The sequence below is a fragment of the Micromonospora sp. NBC_00821 genome (genome assembly GCF_036347035.1).
Lineage (GTDB): Bacteria > Actinomycetota > Actinomycetes > Mycobacteriales > Micromonosporaceae > Micromonospora > Micromonospora hortensis.
Map to the genome: position 1 here is coordinate 1,506,501 of NZ_CP108880.1, position 16,368 is coordinate 1,522,868.

Annotated in this window: 20 protein-coding genes; 7 read left to right on the forward strand and 13 right to left on the reverse strand. The window is 72.2% G+C overall.

The genetic code is table 11. The features are described 5' to 3' along the window. Positions 1-30 precede the first annotated feature (30 nt). From OHB44_RS07045 to OHB44_RS07060, 4 genes are all read right to left on the reverse strand, one after another. Positions 31-729, reverse strand: coding sequence for a TetR/AcrR family transcriptional regulator (locus OHB44_RS07045; protein ID WP_266303498.1), 699 nt, complete (start codon positions 727-729; stop codon positions 31-33). Beyond that, complete coding sequence (locus OHB44_RS07050; RefSeq protein WP_330439975.1) at positions 692-1,186, reverse strand: thiol-disulfide oxidoreductase DCC family protein; 495 nt, start codon at positions 1,184-1,186, stop codon at positions 692-694. Before OHB44_RS07050 ends, OHB44_RS07045 begins: the two co-directional genes overlap by 38 nt. Next, on the reverse strand, positions 1,183-1,746 hold the full coding sequence (locus OHB44_RS07055; protein ID WP_330439976.1) for a hypothetical protein: 564 nt from the start codon (positions 1,744-1,746) through the stop codon (positions 1,183-1,185). Before OHB44_RS07055 ends, OHB44_RS07050 begins: the two co-directional genes overlap by 4 nt. A 138-nt stretch (positions 1,747-1,884) precedes the next feature. Beyond that, positions 1,885-3,339 (reverse strand): glycoside hydrolase family 3 N-terminal domain-containing protein, encoded by a 1,455-nt coding sequence (locus tag OHB44_RS07060; protein ID WP_330439977.1) that lies wholly within the window; start codon positions 3,337-3,339, stop codon positions 1,885-1,887. A 167-nt stretch (positions 3,340-3,506) separates the two neighbouring features. On the opposite strand from OHB44_RS07060, the gene OHB44_RS07065 reads away from it, so the two are divergent. Beyond that, the gene (locus tag OHB44_RS07065) at positions 3,507-4,682 is read left to right on the forward strand and encodes an ROK family transcriptional regulator (RefSeq protein ID WP_238678372.1); all 1,176 of its coding nucleotides are present in this window, start codon (positions 3,507-3,509) and stop codon (positions 4,680-4,682) included. A 124-nt stretch (positions 4,683-4,806) separates the two neighbouring features. Here OHB44_RS07065 and OHB44_RS07070 read toward each other — a convergent pair whose 3' ends face one another. Together OHB44_RS07070 and OHB44_RS07075 are read right to left on the reverse strand one after the other, a co-directional pair. Beyond that, on the reverse strand, positions 4,807-5,820 hold the full coding sequence (locus OHB44_RS07070) for an ABC transporter permease (RefSeq protein ID WP_330439979.1): 1,014 nt from the start codon (positions 5,818-5,820) through the stop codon (positions 4,807-4,809). Beyond that, positions 5,817-6,815 carry an ABC transporter ATP-binding protein gene (locus OHB44_RS07075; RefSeq protein ID WP_330439980.1) on the reverse strand — a complete coding sequence of 333 codons (999 nt, stop codon included), beginning with the start codon at positions 6,813-6,815 and terminating at the stop codon, positions 5,817-5,819. The genes OHB44_RS07070 and OHB44_RS07075 overlap by 4 nt, the downstream gene beginning before the upstream one ends. A gap of 131 nt (positions 6,816-6,946) precedes the next feature. On the opposite strand from OHB44_RS07075, the gene OHB44_RS07080 reads away from it, so the two are divergent. Together OHB44_RS07080 and OHB44_RS07085 are read left to right on the forward strand one after the other, a co-directional pair. Continuing rightward, a complete protein-coding gene (locus OHB44_RS07080; protein ID WP_238684712.1) occupies positions 6,947-7,789 on the forward strand; it encodes an ABC transporter ATP-binding protein in 843 nt (280 codons plus the stop codon). Positions 7,790-7,812: 23 nt separating this feature from the next. Further along, positions 7,813-8,709, forward strand: a complete 897-nt coding sequence (locus tag OHB44_RS07085; protein ID WP_238684711.1) for a ribokinase — start codon at positions 7,813-7,815, stop codon at positions 8,707-8,709. A gap of 68 nt (positions 8,710-8,777) precedes the next feature. On the opposite strand, the gene OHB44_RS07090 is transcribed toward OHB44_RS07085, so the two are convergent. The 4 genes from OHB44_RS07090 to OHB44_RS07105 all read right to left on the reverse strand — a co-directional run bounded on the left by OHB44_RS07090 (position 8,778) and on the right by OHB44_RS07105 (position 11,293). Then, on the reverse strand, positions 8,778-9,506 hold the full coding sequence (locus OHB44_RS07090; RefSeq protein ID WP_330439981.1) for a hypothetical protein: 729 nt from the start codon (positions 9,504-9,506) through the stop codon (positions 8,778-8,780). Between the two features lie 47 nt (positions 9,507-9,553). Further along, complete coding sequence (locus OHB44_RS07095) at positions 9,554-9,943, reverse strand: hypothetical protein (RefSeq protein ID WP_330439982.1); 390 nt, start codon at positions 9,941-9,943, stop codon at positions 9,554-9,556. Continuing rightward, positions 9,940-10,422 (reverse strand): DUF6232 family protein, encoded by a 483-nt coding sequence (locus OHB44_RS07100; protein ID WP_266303491.1) that lies wholly within the window; start codon positions 10,420-10,422, stop codon positions 9,940-9,942. The genes OHB44_RS07095 and OHB44_RS07100 overlap by 4 nt, the downstream gene beginning before the upstream one ends. A gap of 391 nt (positions 10,423-10,813) precedes the next feature. Then, positions 10,814-11,293 carry a DUF6232 family protein gene (locus OHB44_RS07105; protein ID WP_238684707.1) on the reverse strand — a complete coding sequence of 160 codons (480 nt, stop codon included), beginning with the start codon at positions 11,291-11,293 and terminating at the stop codon, positions 10,814-10,816. A gap of 98 nt (positions 11,294-11,391) precedes the next feature. Between OHB44_RS07105 and OHB44_RS07110 the strand changes: the two genes are divergently transcribed. Both OHB44_RS07110 and OHB44_RS07115 read left to right on the forward strand, forming a co-directional pair. After that, positions 11,392-12,165 carry an enoyl-CoA hydratase/isomerase family protein gene (locus OHB44_RS07110; protein WP_210781058.1) on the forward strand — a complete coding sequence of 258 codons (774 nt, stop codon included), beginning with the start codon at positions 11,392-11,394 and terminating at the stop codon, positions 12,163-12,165. 121 nt (positions 12,166-12,286) lie between these two features. Beyond that, a complete protein-coding gene (locus OHB44_RS07115; RefSeq protein WP_330439985.1) occupies positions 12,287-13,909 on the forward strand; it encodes an acetolactate synthase in 1,623 nt (540 codons plus the stop codon). Positions 13,910-13,957: 48 nt separating this feature from the next. Here OHB44_RS07115 and OHB44_RS07120 read toward each other — a convergent pair whose 3' ends face one another. From OHB44_RS07120 to OHB44_RS07130, 3 genes are read right to left on the reverse strand one after another with little or no spacing between them, the layout of a single operon-like run. Then, positions 13,958-14,374, reverse strand: a complete 417-nt coding sequence (locus tag OHB44_RS07120) for a PLD nuclease N-terminal domain-containing protein (RefSeq protein WP_238684705.1) — start codon at positions 14,372-14,374, stop codon at positions 13,958-13,960. Between the two features lie 27 nt (positions 14,375-14,401). Continuing rightward, positions 14,402-14,707, reverse strand: a complete 306-nt coding sequence (locus OHB44_RS07125) for a DUF202 domain-containing protein (protein ID WP_266303489.1) — start codon at positions 14,705-14,707, stop codon at positions 14,402-14,404. After that, on the reverse strand, positions 14,704-15,096 hold the full coding sequence (locus OHB44_RS07130; protein WP_196921422.1) for a YidH family protein: 393 nt from the start codon (positions 15,094-15,096) through the stop codon (positions 14,704-14,706). The genes OHB44_RS07125 and OHB44_RS07130 overlap by 4 nt, the downstream gene beginning before the upstream one ends. A gap of 42 nt (positions 15,097-15,138) precedes the next feature. Between OHB44_RS07130 and OHB44_RS07135 the strand changes: the two genes are divergently transcribed. Beyond that, positions 15,139-15,936: a GNAT family N-acetyltransferase gene (locus OHB44_RS07135; RefSeq protein ID WP_330439987.1), complete on the forward strand. Its 798-nt coding sequence runs from the start codon at positions 15,139-15,141 to the stop codon at positions 15,934-15,936. Next, entirely contained in the window at positions 15,933-16,346 is a 414-nt protein-coding gene (locus OHB44_RS07140; protein ID WP_210781064.1) for a hypothetical protein, read from the forward strand. The genes OHB44_RS07135 and OHB44_RS07140 overlap by 4 nt, the downstream gene beginning before the upstream one ends. Positions 16,347-16,368 lie beyond the last annotated feature (22 nt).

Below are 16,368 nucleotides of genomic sequence, written 5' to 3' on the forward strand. Positions count from 1 at the left end.
CTGCTTAGCCGGCCGCAGGGGTCGGCCGGATCAGTGACGGAGCGTGCGAATCAGGTCGAGCACCTGTCGGGTCACCGGCCGCAGGACCCGGAGCCGGGACAGCGCCACGAGCCGGTCGATCAGTGGTACGGCCCCGTCGATCAGCTGGCGGGTCTTGGTCTGGCCCGGCGATCGGTCGTGCACCCAGTAGAGGATCACGCCCATGTACGCGAGCCAGAGCAGCTCGGGCAGCTGTGGGCGCAACTCGGCGTCGACCTTGGCCGTCGAGCCGCTCACCACCTCGCCGAAGAGGTCGATGGCCGCCTGTCGGGGGCCGGAGGACTCCGCGGAGAAGGGGCTCAACGGGGAGGTGGGCTCCGCCGCCGTCTTGAAGAAGGTCGCCGCGAACCCGTGTGAGGGCGTCAACACGTCGATCCCCGCGTGCAGCACTCCGGCGAGCCGTGGACCGAACGCCTCCTCCCGATCGAGCACTGGCTGCGCGGCGGCCCGGTGCTCGACCTGGGACTGGGCGTAGAACTCCTGAATCAGATGGTCCTTGGAACCGAAGTAGTAGTAGGCGTTGCCGACCGCCACGCCGGCCTCCTGCGCGATGGCCCGCATGGTGGTCTGGGCGTATCCGCGTTCGCGGAACAGCCGCATCGCGGTGTCCCGGATCAGCTGCCGGGTCTGCTCGCCTCGGGCGGTGGCTGGGTCACCCGCAGTGGTCGTCTGCGCAGGCTGTTCGGTCATCGGGGTCACCGTATCCCGCCGGTTCGTCGGTCGGCTCGGCCCACGGGTCGCGGATCCGCTCCCGAATCGCCGAGGCGGCGGCCACCGTCTGCCGGGCGAGGGGCAGCAGGTGCGGTCGGGCCAGCCGCTCGGCGGTGGACCGATGGTCGGTCAGCGCCCAGAGGCAGGCGAACCAGGCGCCGTCGCCCGCGTACACCTCGCCGGTGTCGGCGATCACTGTGAGGTCGCGCAGCGTCGCGTCGTGGTTCAGGCCGGGGAAGCGCCGCCTGGCCTCGGCGGACCCGGCTGGCACGAACTCCAGGGGTACGAGCTGGGCGCGGGACGACAACCAGCGGCGGGCGGCGCGGCAGATTGGGCAGGCCGCGTCGAAGAGGACGGTGAACCCCCGGATCCCACCGCCGGAGTGGGCGGTGGGATCCGGGAGTCGACCGACGCCGTGGGTCGGGGGCACTGTCATCGGGTCGGCGGGTTCGGGCCGACGCCCGGCTGCGGACCGGCCGGGTGCGGGTTGGTCGGGTGGGGTCCGGCCGGGTGTGGGCCGGTCGGCTGGGGTCCGGCCGGGTACGCGCCGACCAACGGCGATCCGGGTGGGGCGGACTGCATGGGGAGCCGGCCGATCGGGGCGAGCGGGGGGTGGGTGGCGAGCTGGCGGAGTCGGTTTCGGCGGTAGCGGCCGAGTGCGAAGACGTTGAAGAAGTGCAGCGCGCCAAGCACCAGCAGCACCAAGCCGATCTTGAGTGACAGTTCCTCCATGGCCTGGCTTGTCGAACCCACCGGGTCGGAGTGCTTCATCGCCACGGTGACGTAGCCGAGGTTGAGCAGGTAGAAGCCGACCACGAGGAGGCTGTTGACCGCCTGGGCGAGTCGCTTCTCGGCGAACACCTCCTCCAGGAAGACCAGCCCGTTGCGGGACAGCGCTCGAGCCACCCAGATGGTCAGCCCGACGCTGACCGCGAGGTAGATCACGTACATCCAGACCTTGATGTCCATGTGGACGCCCTTCTTGAACGTGTTCAACTACCGACGTCATCAGACTAGGGCCGATATTGAACATGTTCAAGAAGTGGCGACGAGTGACTGTGGACACTTCTGGCGCGGTGCTCAAAGGCGCGGCGTCCGGCCGAGCGTTTCAGCTCGGCCGGAGAACGCGGTGGTTCAGCCCGCCAGGCCGAGCACCTCGGCCGCCGCGCGACCGTTGGCGTGGCTCGCGCCGTAGGTGGTGACGAAGGCGCGGACACCCGCGGGCCGCCACTGTGCCGGCCAGCCCATCTCCACCACTGTCACCGGGTGCTGGGCCGCCAGGTCGGCGATCAGCTCCGGACCGCCGGGCAGCCGGTGCAGGTGTCGCCCGACCAGCACGATGGGACGGTCGCCCGCCAGTCCGCGCAGCGTGGCCGGGTCGGTCTCGGTGGCGATCACCCGGATCTCCGGCACCGCGTGCAGGTGCGGTCCGAGGCCCCACGGCACCCGACCCTCGGCGATCGTCGACTCGGTGTGCAGTTGCACCACCAGTGGCTGGTCCAGGCCGCTGAGCACACCGTCCACCCGTACCGCTCGACGTGCTGCCGCGTACCCCAGCTCGGGATCGCCGGTGGCCGGCGACCCGCTGGCGGCCCGGGTCCAGGCGGCGAGATCGGCGGCGCGGCCGGCCGCCTCCTCGACCCGCGCTCTCGCCAGCCGGCCGTCGGCGAGCGCGTCGACGATCTCGGCGGCCACCCGCTCGACCAGTCCGGCGTCGACCTTCGCGCCGATGCAGAGCAGGTCGGCACCCGCGCTCAGGGCCCGGACCGCAGCCGGCCCGACCCCACCGGCTGCCACCGCGGCACCCTTCATCTCCAGCGCGTCGGTGATGACGGTGCCGGTGAAGCCGTACTCGGTACGCAGCAGGTCGACCAGGACGGCTCGGCTGAAGGTGGCCGGGTCGGCGCCGGTGAGCGCCGGCACCCGGATGTGCGCGGTCATCACCGCGCGCGCTCCGGCGGCGACGATGGCCGCGAACGGCGGTAGGTCCCGCTGGCGGAGCAGGCTCAGCGGAGCGTCCACAGTGGGCAGTTCGTGGTGGGAGTCGGTGACTGTGGCGCCGTGCCCGGGGAAGTGCTTGGCGCAGGCGGCCACGCCGGCGGCCTGCAAACCCGCCACGGCGGCGGCCGAGTGGGCGGCCACCCGCACCGGATCCGCGCCGAAGGACCGGGTGCCGATCACCGGGTTGTCGTCGGCGGTGTTGACGTCGACAGTGGGCGCGAGGTTGACGGTGATGCCGAGCGCTGCCAGTTCGGCACCGATCGACTGGTAGACCCGTCGGGTGAGGGCCACGTCGCCGATCGCACCCAGGGCGGCGTTGCCGGGGTACGGGCTGCCGGTGGCGTGCGCCAGCCGGGTCACGTCGCCGCCCTCCTCGTCGATCGCGATCAGCGCGTCCGGCCGACCGGCGCGCAGCGCGGCGGTGCTCGCCGCCACCTGCGCGGGGTCGTGCACGTTGGTGCCGAACAGGGTGTGCCCGGCCAGCCCGTCGGCCAGCAGGTCGACCGCCCAGTCCGGCGGGACCGGTCCCGGGTACGCGCCCAGCAGCGTGCCCAGCGCGAGCCGGCGCAGTCCTGGATCCAACCCCACGTGCTTCCCCCTTCGGTGCCCCGCGGGTACGAAACGTCGTACCGGTGGTGGTCTTGGCCCTGCCGACTCGGCGGAGCGTCCCACCGTCGAGTGGCCGTTACGCTACGGCTACCCGTTCGCAGGTCGGTTTACAGTTAGCAAAGTTTACTAAAACTAGAGGACGTGTCATGAGTGCGACCCGGCTGCCCGGCACCCCCCGTCTGTTGCGGGCGCTCAACGACCGTGCCGCGCTGGAGCTGCTCCTCGAACGCGGCCCGCTGACGCGAGCTCGACTCGGCGAGCTGACCGGGCTGTCGAAGGTCACCGCGTCGCAACTTGTCGAGCGGCTGGAGGAGCGCGGCCTCGTCGCGCGGGTCGGCGAGCAGGCCGGCGGGCGAGGGCCGAACGCCCAGCTCTACGCCGTCCGCCCGAGCAGCGCCCACGTGGTCGGTGTGGACGTCGGGCCGGACCGGGTGGTGGCGGCGTGCGCCGACATCACCGGTGCGGTCATCGGCCGCGTGGAGCAGTCGACCCGGGACACCGACGACCCGGTGGGCGTGGTGCACAACGCCGTCGTGCAGGCGGCGAGCAGCGCCCAGGCGCAGCTGAGCAGCGTACGACGGATCGTGCTCGGCACGCCGGGCCTGGTCGACCCCGGCACCGGCGACATCACCTTCGCCTTCAACCTGCCGCGCTGGCACAGCGGTCTGCTCGCCGCGTTGCGGGACGACCTGCACACGCCTGTGGTCTTCGAGAACGACGTCAACCTGGCCGCGGTGGCCGAGGCGCAGTCCGGCGCGGCGCAGGGGCTGTCGGACTTCGTGCTGGTCTGGGTGGGCGCCGGCGTCGGCCTGGCGATCATGCTGGGCGGGCGGTTGCACCACGGCAGCAGCGGCGCCGCCGGCGAGATCGGCTACCTGCCGGTGCCTGGCGCGCCCATCCCGCGCGATGTCTCCCGTCGTGCCAAGCCGGCCTTCCAGCAGCTGATCGGTGCGGACTCGGTGCGCGCTGTGGCCCGCGAGCACGGCTACCCGGACGCCGATGCCGCCGAGGCGGTCCGCGCGGCCGTCGCGGCCGGCGCCGACGGCGGCCCGATGCTCGACGAACTGGCCCGTCGGCTCGCGCTCGGCGTGGCCAGCACCTGCGTGGTGCTGGACCCACCGCTGGTAGTGCTCGCCGGCGAGGTCGGCCAGGCCGGTGGCGCGGCGCTCGCCGACCGGGTGCAGCAGGAGGTCGCGGCGATCACCCTGGTCCAGCCGCGAGTGGTGCCGACCGGGTTGACCGAGGAGCCGATCCTGCAGGGCGCGTTGCGCACCGCCCTGGACGCGGTGCGCGACGAGGTGTTCGGCTCCACCGTCGGCTGAGCCCGCTGCGGCGGTCATGCGAAGGAATATTTCACCGCGTGCCCACAGCTTGCAAGCTCTTGCCGAGCGCCGGCCTGGCCGTTCCGTCGGGCCGCCCGCAGCCGGGCGACCCGACGGTCTCGATTCAGATCAGGTCACGGCGACGGAACACGGCGAACGCCGCCGCGGTCAACCCGCCGGTGAGGCCGAGCAGCACCAACAGCGCCGGCAGCCAGGGCAGCGTGTAGAACCCCTCGCAGTAGGAGCCGTAGTTGTTGCCCCGGCACAGCTGCTCGTCATAGAAACGCGCCCCGCCGTTGAGCCACGCCCCGATGTGGCTGGAGAGCATGAACAGGTCCGACTTCCGCGCGTCGATGATCTCCAGCACCAGCCGGCCACCCAACTCCCACAGCACCGCGTACGCGGCGAACGCGCCCAACGCCGCCGACGTGTGCCGACCGAGCGTGGCGATCGCGAAGCCCAGCGTGGAAGCCAGCAGCACCAGCACCAGGCCACGGCCGTGCACCGCGCCGAGCGAACTCCAGAAGTCGCTGTTCAACCGGCCCGGTAGGCCGGCGGTCTGACCGATCACCCAGAACGTGGCGAGGTAGGCCAGCGACGCCAGCAGGGCAAGCACCAGCACAGTGCCGAGCAGGGTGCCCAACTTGGTCGCGAGCACCGTCATCCGGCGCGGTCGCCAGAGCAGCAGGTTCACCACCCCGCCAGAGTTCAGGTCGGCGCCGATGTAGGAGGCGCCGACCAGGAACCCGAACAACACCAGGAACGCGATGAGGAAGTACAGCAGCGACTCGGCCTGCTCGGCGAAGCTGAACACACCCGGCAGGAAGTCGGCGGCGATCGGTAACCGGTCCTGCCGGATCGGGTCGATCTCCGAACAGTCTGTGGAGAGGTAGTCGTCCGGGTCGGGTTGGATGGTGCCGTCCTGGCGGGCCAGGCACTCCTGGTGCCTCGCCTCCATGCTCTGCCTGGCCTCGGCGGCCTGCGCCCGCGCCGAGTTCAGCTCACTGACGCTCGGCTTGTGAGAACCGGCCAGCGTGGTCGCCGCCGTGACGGCGAACGCCAACACCAACAGGACGAGCATGAGCTGCACGAAGCGACGCGCCGACAGTCGCTCCAACTCGGCACGCACCAGGTTCACGCGTCCACTCCCCGATCGAGGTCGATCACAGCTTCGCCCTGCGGCAGCGACGAGTCGCCGCCCTGCCGGGGCACCGACGGATGCTCGTACGCGCCGGTCAGCTCCAGGAAGACGCTCTCCAGATCCGGCCGCAGCGGCGTCAGCTCGCCCACCCACAGACCCTGCTCACCGAGCACCCGGCTGATCGCCGTCGGGTCGTCCACCCCGCTCACCACCAACGCTCCGCCGTCCACGACCGCCGTCAGCTCGGCCGCCTGCAGCAGCTCGACGGCCCGCTCCGGTTCGGCCACCCGGACCAGGAACTCGTGCCGGTCGTGGCCCGCCAGCACCTCGTCCACCCGACCGGTCGCGACCCGCCGGCCCCGAGAGATGATCGTGACGTGATCGCAGATCAGCTGGATCTCGCCCAGGATGTGACTGGACACCAGCACTGTCACCCCGTTGGCCGCCAGCGACCGCATCAGGTCCCGCATCTCCCGGATGCCCGCCGGGTCCAGCCCGTTCGCCGGCTCGTCCAGGATGAGCAGGCGCGGGTCCTTCAACAGCGCGGACGCCACCGCCAGACGCTGCTTCATTCCCAGCGAGTAGCCCTTCACCCGCTCATCGCCCCGGTCGTGCAGGCCCACCAGATCCAGCACCTCGTCCACCCGAGAGACCGGCACACCACCGGCGCGGGCCAACAACCGTAGCGTCCGGTAGCCGGTGAAGTTGCCGAAGAACTGCGGGCTCTCCACGATGGCGCCGACCTGGCCCGCCACCAGGGGCAGTAGCTCCGGCGACGGCTCGCCGAGCACCGTCATCCGGCCGCTGTCGGCGCTCACCAGCCCGAGCAGGGCCCGCAGGGTGGTGGTCTTGCCCGAGCCGTTGGGGCCCAGGAAACCGTGGACCTGGCCCGCCTCGACCAACAGGTCGAACCCGTCCACCGCCACCCGTCGACCGCTGTGCAGGCTGCGGAAGGTCTTGCGCAGACCCTCGATCTCGATGACCGCGCTCATCTGCGCGGCTCCGTACGTCGGCGTGGCATGGGTCGTCCTTCGGGCTTGGTGATCAATGACACGGCGCTTCACCCTATGGCTGAGGTGCCGCCCATGGGGGGTACCCCGGCGCTGCGTGGTTGGATGGTGTGGTGACTGGTGACCTGATCCCCGGCGCTGCCGGCGCCACGCCTGCCGCCGCTTTCGTGGACCCGGATCTGGTGGTCAGCCTCGACGGCGTCGGCGTACGCCGCTCTGGCACCGCCCTCCTCCAGGACCTGACCTGGCGCGTCGAACTGGACGAGCGGTGGGTGGTGCTCGGCTCCAACGGCGCCGGCAAAACCACACTGCTCAACCTCGCCGCCGGTCGGCTGCACCCGACCACGGGCGTCGCGCACGTGCTCGGCGAGCGGATCGGCCGCACCGACGTCAACGAGCTGCGTACCCGGATCGGGCTCACCACCGCGGCGATCGCCGAGCGGCTGCCCGCCGACGAGCGGGTCAGCGACGTGGTGGTGACCGCCGCCTGGTCGGTGGTCGGCCGCTGGCGGGAGAACTACGACCGTGGCGACGAGGCGCGGGCGCGAGCGCTGCTGAGTCAACTCGGCGTCGGTGGCCTCGCCGAACGCCGCTACGGCACCCTCTCCGAGGGTGAGCGCAAGCGGGTGCAGATCGCCCGTGCCCTGATGACCGACCCGGAGCTGCTGCTGCTCGACGAGCCCGCCGCCGGGCTCGACCTGGGTGGTCGGGAAGACCTGGTCGCCCGCCTGGCCGAGCTGGCGTACGACCCGGACGCCCCGGCGATGGTGCTGGTCACCCACCACGTCGAAGAGATCCCGCCCGGGTTCACCCACGCCATGCTCCTGCGCGAGGGTGGGGTGGTCGCCCAGGGCCTGCTCGCCGAGACGCTGACCGGTGACAACCTCTCCAAGACCTTCGGGCTGCCACTTGTGGTCGAGCGGTCGGGCGACCGCTTCACGGCTCGCGCCGCCTGAGCGTCGGACAGGCGGAGACGGCCGTGCCGCAGACCCGGGTTGCCGTGGTGGGCAGCGCCAACATGGACCTCGTCGCGATGGCACCCGCGCTGCCCCGACAGGGCGAGACCATGCTCGGCACCGACTTCGTGATGGTGCCCGGCGGCAAGGGCGCCAACCAGGCCGTGGCCGCGGTCCGGGCCGGTGCCTCCTGCGCCTTCCTCGGCGCGATCGGCTCGGACGCCTTCGGCGTCACCCTCAAGGCCCGCATCACCGCTGCCGGCGTGGACACCAGTCAGCTTCGCGTGGTCTACGGCGCCTCGGGGGTGGCGCTGGTGATGGTCAACGCCCAGGGGGAGAACGCCATAGTGGTCACCCCCGGCGCGAACGACGCCCTGGTCGGCCTCACCGAGGAGGAACTGGCCACGGTGCGCGCGGCGGACGTCCTGGTCGCCCAACTGGAGATCCCGGTGCAGACCGTGGCCGCCGCCGCGGTGGCCGCCCGCGAGGCCGGCACCAGGGTCATCCTGAACGCCGCCCCGGCGCGGGACCTCCCACCCGAGTTGCTCGCCGCGGTGGACCTGCTGGTCGTCAACGAGGGCGAGGCGCAGGCGCTCGCCGGCCGGGGTCGGGAGGAGCCGCGTGCGCTGCTCGACCTGACCCCCCGGGCCGTGCTCACTCTCGGCGGTGAGGGCGCCTGGTACGTCGACCGGGACGGCACCGAGGTGCACGTGCCGGCGGTACCTGTCGACGTGGTCGACTCGACCGCCGCCGGTGACGCGTTCACCGCCGCGCTGGCCGTCGGCTGGGGCGAAGGACGCGACCTGGTCGACGCGGTGCGCTGGGCGTCGGCGGCCGGCGCTGCCTGCGTCCGCAAGCTCGGCGCCTCGGTGGCGCTACCGCAACGCGCCGAGATCGACGAGCTGTACGTACCGGCCTGACCGCACCCGCCGCACACCGGCCGCACCCGCCGCACACCGGCCGACTCGCCCGCCCGCGCGGCCGGCCGTCAGCTGACCGGCTCGTCGGTGAGCTTCTCGCCGCGTCGGCGCAGCATGCCCAGCCCGGGGATACCGGCCACCGCGAGCTTGAGGTCGCGGGTCACGTCCAGCAGGTCGTGCAGGTCCGGCCCGACCCGGTCCAGCGTGGCCAGGATCGGCAGGATGTCCGCCGTCAGGTGTTCCTTGAGCTTGGGCAACTCGTCGATCAGGTGGATCGCCGCGCTGATCTCCTCGTGGCTCAGCTCCTCGACGAACCGCCCGGCCATCGGCGCGGCCCGGCGCAGCGCCGGCTCGTACGCCGCCAGCAGCTCAGCCGCCGTGGCGGCGGCCTCCGTCGCGGTGCCCACTGTGGTGGCGGCGCGGTTCGCGACCCGGTCGGCTTCGGCGACCACGGTGCCCGCCGCCCGGGAGACCCGTTCGGCCTCGGCCACCACCACGGCGGCGGCGGTGGCCACCTCGGTGGCCGTGTCGATGGCGGTGGTCGCGGCGGCGCTGATGACGGCCACCTCGCGGACCGCCGCCTCGGCGTCGGTGAGCACCTGGTCGGTCCGGTCCAGTGTCGTCTCGATCCGGTCGACCACGCCGTTGATCCGGGCCACCAGCGCCTCCACCCCGTCCAGCACGGCGAACGCGCGGGCGGGCACGGCCGCCATCGAGGCCGCGGAGCCGAGCGCCTGGTCGAGAGCGGAGCGGGTCAGGCCGACCACGGCGGCCGGGGTGGGGAGGGGAATCGCCATGGGATCAAGTGTGCGTCGGCCGTGCCACAACCGCCCGACGGAGCCGGTCAGCGGGCCTGTCGACCAGCGGTGTCGGCACGGGCCACCCGCAGCGCCCACCAGATCAGTGGCACCTGCAGCGGCACCCGGCCGTACGCGATGGCCCGCTTCGTCGGGCGTCGGTGTCGCCAGTCCACTGCCATCTTCACGTTCGCCGGCAGGACGGCGACGAAGAGTGCGGCGGCTGCCCGACCGCCGGCCCGCCGGGTGGTCGGGTGCGCCACGGCCGCCGCCACCGCCAGCTCGGCCACCCCGCTGGCGTACGTCCAGAACCGGGGTGGGCCAGGCAACGCGCGCGGCACGATCGGGTCGTAGACGCCGGGTCGCAGCAGATGGGTGACGCCGGCCGCCGCGAGCAGGCCGGCCAGTGCGACGGCCTCGCCGCGACGGTTGGTCATCGATGGTCCCCCTGCTGTTCGACGGCGCGCTGCACGGCCCGGTAGATCTGCCCGAACCGTAGCGCGTCCGGAGTGCGCACCAGCAGATCCTCCCGACCGTGGTGCTGCACCCACAACTCGTGCACGTGGCTGCCGCGCTCGTAGGAGCGGTCCAGCCAGCCAAGGGGGATCTCCAGGAACGGCGCCAAGGCGAGCGCCCCCGCGGCGCAGGCGGCGAGAATGATCAGCGCCAGCTGCCAGTTGCCCCGGTCCTGAGCCGACCAGGCCAGCGACAGCACGCAGACCACGGCGACCAGCGGCGGCAGCGAGAGCAGCAGGACCAGGACACCGCGCCCCAGCACACGGCCGCGTACGGCGAGGGTTTTCCGCCCCCGGTCGTGCCAGACGAACGTCACGTCGGACAGGGCGATCACGTGACCGCCCGCCCGGATCGACTCGGAGGTCACCTGCACCGCGTCGTCCCGGTAATAGAGGGTCATCACTAAGCCTAACCACCGCCAGGCAAACCGCGCCTCGCTCGGACCTTGGCAGATGGCTTCTTTCGCAGAGGATCGGCCAGTCCGCGCAGAGGATTCGACGGAGGCCGTCCGACGGGGTAGAGGTGATGTTGCAGTGGTCCTTTGGAGCTGAATCGTCTGCGACATCACGCGTCGCGCCGCAAGGCCAACGGTCGATTCGTTTGTGATATCAGCTCCAAAGGCACTGCAGGAAGGCTGCGCTCGCGTCCGTTGCGCTCGCGTCCGTTGCGCTCGCGTCCGTTGCGCTCGCGTCCGCTGCGTCCCACCTGGCTCGGCGAGAGCTGTCGCTGCGCAGGTCCCACCAGTGACGACAGGTCCGGTCAGGTCGGGACGTGAAGCGGTACCAGGCTGGCTAGCGGCGCGTGACGGGGTGGGCCGGTTGGCTGTGCTCGACCGCGCGCTGCACGGCCCGGTAGATCTGCCCGAAGCGCAGCGCGTCACCGGTGCGCAGCAGACGCACCGGCTGACCCCGCCAACGGGCCCAGATCTCCAGTTGGCGGCTGCCCCGGGCGTACGAGCGGTCCAGGTGTTCGAAGAGGAAGTCGGCGACCGGCCCGACGGCCAACCCGACCAGCACCGACGCGCCGACGATCGCGATCGTCACTGTGGGTGAGCGGTGCAGCCAGACGGCCACGCCAATGCCGAGCACCGCCGCGACCAGCGGGCCGGCGAGCGCTGCGCCGATCGCACCCCGTCCCACCAGCACGCGCCAGGAACGGGTGCCCCGGCGGTGCCAGATCATGGTGATGTCGGCCAGCTTGTAGCTGCGACCGTCGACACGGAGGGTGGTGGAGGTGACCTGCACCGACCTGTCGTCGTAATACGTGATCATGGCTGGACTCCCGCCCACGGGGCTGACACCACACTACTTACCCAAACGAGCCGGGTCGTAAGGTTGGCACGCGACTTCGACGAGGAAGTGAGGGCAGCGTGGGCGAGTTCGTTCGGCTGGAGACCACTGACGGCATCGGCACGATCCGGCTGGAGCGGCCGCCGATGAACGCGCTCAACACCCAGGTGCAGGAGGAGTTGCGCGCCGCCGCCACGGCGGCCACCGCCGATCCCGAGGTCCGCGCCGTCATCGTGTACGGCGGGGAGAAGGTCTTCGCCGCCGGCGCCGACATCAAGCAGATGGCCGACATGTCCTACGTGGACATGGCCGACCGGGCCGCGAACCTGTCCAGCGCGCTCGGCGCGATCGCCCGGATCCCCAAGCCGGTGGTCGCCGCTATCACCGGGTACGCCCTGGGTGGCGGCTGTGAGCTGGCGTTGGCCTGTGACTGGCGGGTGGTCGCCGAGGACGCGAAGCTCGGCCAGCCGGAGATCAAGCTGGGCATCATCCCGGGGGCGGGCGGCACCCAGCGGCTGGCCCGCCTGGTCGGCCCGGCCCGCGCCAAGGACCTGATCATGTCGGGGCGGATGGTGGACGCGCAGGAAGCGCTGCGCATCGGCCTGGCCGACCGGGTCGCCCCGGCCGCCGAGGTGTACGACACGGCCGTCGCGCTGATCACTCCGTACCTGACCGGGCCGGTGCAGGCGCTGCGCGCCGCGAAGCTGGCGGTCGACGGCGGCCTGGACATGGATCTCAACTCGGGCCTGGCCTGGGAGAGTCAGCTCTTCGCGGCGCTGTTCGCCACCGACGACCGGCGCGAGGGCATGGCGGCCTTCGTCGAGAAGCGCAAGCCGGGCTTCACCGGCCGCTGATCCGTCGCCTCCCGCGCCAACGGCCCCTGACCTCGGCAACGTCCCCCGGCAGGGGCCACGGTCGCACTGCCAAGTGACTGGCCGGTAACCTGTGATCCCGGCCACGGACGATGGGAGCGACATGACGGAGCGGATCGAGGGTCACGGCGGCGAGTTGGCGCTCGCGGCACTACGCGCGCACGGCGTACGGGAGATGTTCACTCTGTCCGGCGGGCACGTCTTCCCGCTCTACGACGCCGCGTACAAGACCGACTTCCCGATCTACGACGTCCGGCACGAGCAGTCCGCGGTCTTCGCCGCCGAGGCGGTGGCCAAGCTCCAGCGCCGCCCCGGCCTCGCCGTGCTCACCGCCGGGCCCGGTGTCACCAACGGCATCTCCGGCATGACCAGCGCGTTCTTCAACGCCTCGCCGGTGCTGGTGCTCGGCGGGCGCGCGCCCGCGTTCCGCTGGGGCTCGGGCAGCCTCCAGGAGATGGACCACCTGCCGCTGGTCGCCCCGGTCACCAAGCACGCCGAGACGGTGTTCAGCACCGACGACATCCCGCGTGCGGTGGGTGCGGCGCTCAACGCCGCGCTCACCCCGCACCGCGGCCCGGCCTTCCTCGACTTTCCGCTGGAGACGGTCTTCTCGGTCGCGGAGGCCGAGCTGCCGACCGTGACCGGTGTCGACCCGATCGCCCCGGACCCGGAGGAGGTCGGCCGCGCCGCGCTGCTCATCGCCGGGGCGCAGCGGCCGGTCATCATCGCCGGCTCCGACGTGTACGCGGGCGACGCGGTCGCCGCGCTGCGCGAGGCGGCCGAGGCGTTGCAGGTGCCGGTCTTCACCAACGGCATGGGTCGCGGCTCACTCCCGCCGGAGCACCCGCTGGCGTTCGCCAAGGCCCGCCGGGCCGCGCTCTCCGGCGCCGACGTGGTCGTGGTGGTGGGCACCCCGCTGGACTTCCGGCTCAGCTTCGGTGACTTCGGTGACGCCAAGGTGGTGCACATCGTCGACGCGCCCAGCCAGCGGGCGACGCACGTGCAGCCGGCCGCCGCCCCCGCCGGTGACCTGCGCCTGATCCTCTCCGCGCTGGCCGACCACTCCGGCGACCGGGCCGACCACGCCGACTGGATCGCCGACCTGCGCGTCGCCGAGGACGCGGCGAAGGCTCGGGACGCCGCGGAGATGGCCGCCGAGACCGACCCGATCCGCCCGGCCCGGATCTACGGCGAGCTGCGTCGGGCGCTCGCCCCGGACGCGATCACCATCGGCGACGGCGGCGACTTCGTGTCGTACGCCGGGCGGTACCTGGAGCCGGCCCAGCCCGGCACCTGGCTTGACCCGGGCCCGTACGGCTGCCTGGGCACCGGCATGGGTTACGCGATGGGCGCCCGGGTCAGTCACCCGGACCGGCAGATCTGCGTGCTGATGGGCGACGGGGCGGCCGGCTTCTCGCTGATGGACGTCGAGTCGCTGGTCCGCCAGAAGCTGCCGGTGGTGATCGTCGTCGGCAACAACGGCATCTGGGGGCTGGAGAAGCACCCGATGCGGGCCATGTACGGCTACGACGTGGCCGCCGACCTCCAGCCAGAGCTGCGGTACGACACGGTGGTCAGCGCGCTCGGCGGGGCGGGGGAGACGGTCGCCAAGGCGGCTGACCTGGGCCCGGCGCTCCAGCGGGCGTTCGACTCCGGAGTGCCGTACCTGGTGAACGTGCTCACCGACCCGACCGACGCGTACCCGCGGTCGTCGAACCTGGCCTGAGTCGCACCCGCCGCCGCCGTCGCTCCTGCGCCGGCGGCGGCGGCGCGCTCACACCTCCGGTCGGTCGCCTTCACGCGGCGGCTCACCGTCGCGGCGGCGCAGGTCGTCCTCGCGTCGCCGCAGGTCTTCCTCCCAGCGTTGGAACAGCTCCTGGTCCTGCTGCTGGGCGCGTTCCTCGACGGAACGCAGGAACTCCGGGTCGTCGTCGGGGGCCACCGGCCGAGGGCGCTGCCGCTCGCCGCCGCCGGTGCCGCCCGGCCAGCCCTTGTGGGCGCCGGGGCTGGGCTCCCGGCCGACGATGAACCAGGCGATCGAGCCCACCAGCGGGAAGAACAGGATGATCAGCACCCAGGCGATCCGGGGAAGGGCACGGATCTTGCCCTCCTCAGCGGAGAGGCAGCTGATCAGCGCGCAGACGGCGAGGACAATCTGCACCAGGAAGAGGAGTACGCCAAGCCGGGCCATGGACCCATGATGACGCACCGGCGCGCGTCACCACAGTCCGCGCAGCACCAGCAGCACTCCGAGTAACGCCAGCACCACAGTGCCCACGGTGACCAGGGGCAGAGTCCGGCCGCCGGTGCGGGCCGGACCGGTGCCGGTGCCCCGTGGCCAGCAGAGCACCAGCACGGCGCCCCACACCAGAACGGCGCCGCCGGCGATCAGCGCACCGGTCGCGTCGCCGGTCGACGCCAGCCGGACGGCGAGCACTGTCACCACTGTCACAGTGAGCAGGGTGCGCCGCCAGGCCAGCCGAGTCCGCTCCGGTTGCAGCCCCGGGTCGCGTCCGGTGCTCACCGCCCGCCGACCGCCCGCATCAGGACGGCGGCCACCAGCAGCAACGCGCCGACGCCGACGGCGAGCGCCAGGATGGCGGGGAACCGGGACGCGGGCAGTTCCTGACCGAGCCGGATGGCCCGCTCGGTACGCGCCCAGTGGTCCACAGCGCGGATCGCGACCGCCGCGCCGAGCAGCAGCAACGCCACGGCGATCACCTCCCGCAGGTGGCTCATCGGCAGGGGTGGCAGGAACTGCGCGGCGGCCAAACCGCCCCCGACCAGCGCCAACCCGGTGCGCAGCCAGGCGAGGAAGGTCCGTTCGTTGGCCAGGGAGAAGCGGTAGTCCGGCGTTTCACCGACCGAGCCCAGCTCCGCCGGGTCGAACCACCGCCTGATCGCCTCCCACACAGTGGGAGATTATCCGCTTCCCATCCCGCTTAGCCTGGGCCGGTGACTGATCTCGACGTACAGACGCTCCGGGCCGCCTACGACAACCAACTCCGTCCGGAGATCTTCGACCCGGTTCCGGCCGGGGTGACGGTGGAGCGGGACGGGCCGTTGGTCCGGATCTCCGGGCTCGACTCCGGTGGGTTCATCACCTACCGCGACCTGGGCGGGTTGACCGGCGACGCGCTGGACGAGCTGATCGCCCGGCAGGCGCGGTTGTGCGGTGAGCGGGGCGAGTCGGCGGAGTGGAAGCTCAACGAGCACGACGAACCGGCGGACCTGGCGGACCGCCTGCGCGCGGCCGGCTTCGTGCCGGCGGACCGGGAGACCGTCGTGGTCGGCCCGGTCGCGCCGCTCGCCGCCGCGCTACCGGTCGTCCCCGAGGGGGTACGTCTGCGTGAGGTGACGTCCCGGGAGGACCTGGAGCGGATCGCCGCCATGGAGGAGGAGGTCTGGCAGGAGGACCGCTCGCACCTCGTGTGGGGCCTGGGCAAGGAGATCGACGCCGACCCGAACTCGATCACCGTCGTGGTGGCCGAGGCGGACGGGACTGTGGTGAGTGCCGGCTGGGTGCGGTTCCCGGCGAACACCGGCTTCGCCTCCCTGTGGGGCGGCTCGACCCTGCCGCAGTGGCGGCGCAGGGGCATCTACCGGGCGTTGGTCAACTACCGGGCGCGGCTGGCCGAGCAGCGAGGTCGCACGCTCATGCAGGTCGACTGTTCCGAGGACAGCCGGCCCATCCTGCAGCGGCTCGGCCTCGTCGCGGTCACCACCACCACCCCGTACGTCTACACTCCGTGATCATGGAGCAGCGGTTGACGGACGAGGAGCGGCTGACCCTCAAGACGGGTGCCTTCGGCGCCGTCTTCCTGGTCTCCAACGCCGACCCCGGTGTCCTGGGGGTGATTCGGGAGAGCATCGCCGCGTCTGGCGCGCTGGCCGACGCCAGTGGCACGGTCAAGGAGGCGCTGACCACCGGCCCGCTGCCGCGACTTCCCCGGGACTCGCAGTTGGAGATCGAGTCGGTGGTGCTGCCGGCGCTGGGGCAGGCGGTGCGGATCCTGCGCGAGAAGTCCCCACGGGACGTGGACGCGTACCGCGAACTGGTGTTGGCCGCGGCGGATCAGGTGGCCCGCGCGCACGACGGGGTGGCGCCCGCCGAGGCGGCGGCCATCGACCAGATTCGGGTCGCCCTGGCCGAGCCGGCCTGACCGGCTGCGCGTCGGTGAGCTG

Coding starts and splice junctions, on each gene's coding strand:
- OHB44_RS07115 (WP_330439985.1), top strand. CDS start 12,287: ATGACGGAGCGGATCGAGGGTCACGGCGGCGAGTTGGCGCTCGCGGCA.
- OHB44_RS07100 (WP_266303491.1), bottom strand. CDS start 10,422: ATGACCCTCTATTACCGGGACGACGCGGTGCAGGTGACCTCCGAGTCG.
- OHB44_RS07065 (WP_238678372.1), top strand. CDS start 3,507: ATGAGTGCGACCCGGCTGCCCGGCACCCCCCGTCTGTTGCGGGCGCTC.
- OHB44_RS07095 (WP_330439982.1), bottom strand. CDS start 9,943: ATGACCAACCGTCGCGGCGAGGCCGTCGCACTGGCCGGCCTGCTCGCG.
- OHB44_RS07050 (WP_330439975.1), bottom strand. CDS start 1,186: ATGACAGTGCCCCCGACCCACGGCGTCGGTCGACTCCCGGATCCCACC.
- OHB44_RS07045 (WP_266303498.1), bottom strand. CDS start 729: ATGACCGAACAGCCTGCGCAGACGACCACTGCGGGTGACCCAGCCACC.
- OHB44_RS07090 (WP_330439981.1), bottom strand. CDS start 9,506: ATGGCGATTCCCCTCCCCACCCCGGCCGCCGTGGTCGGCCTGACCCGC.
- OHB44_RS07120 (WP_238684705.1), bottom strand. CDS start 14,374: ATGGCCCGGCTTGGCGTACTCCTCTTCCTGGTGCAGATTGTCCTCGCC.
- OHB44_RS07075 (WP_330439980.1), bottom strand. CDS start 6,815: ATGAGCGCGGTCATCGAGATCGAGGGTCTGCGCAAGACCTTCCGCAGC.
- OHB44_RS07105 (WP_238684707.1), bottom strand. CDS start 11,293: ATGATCACGTATTACGACGACAGGTCGGTGCAGGTCACCTCCACCACC.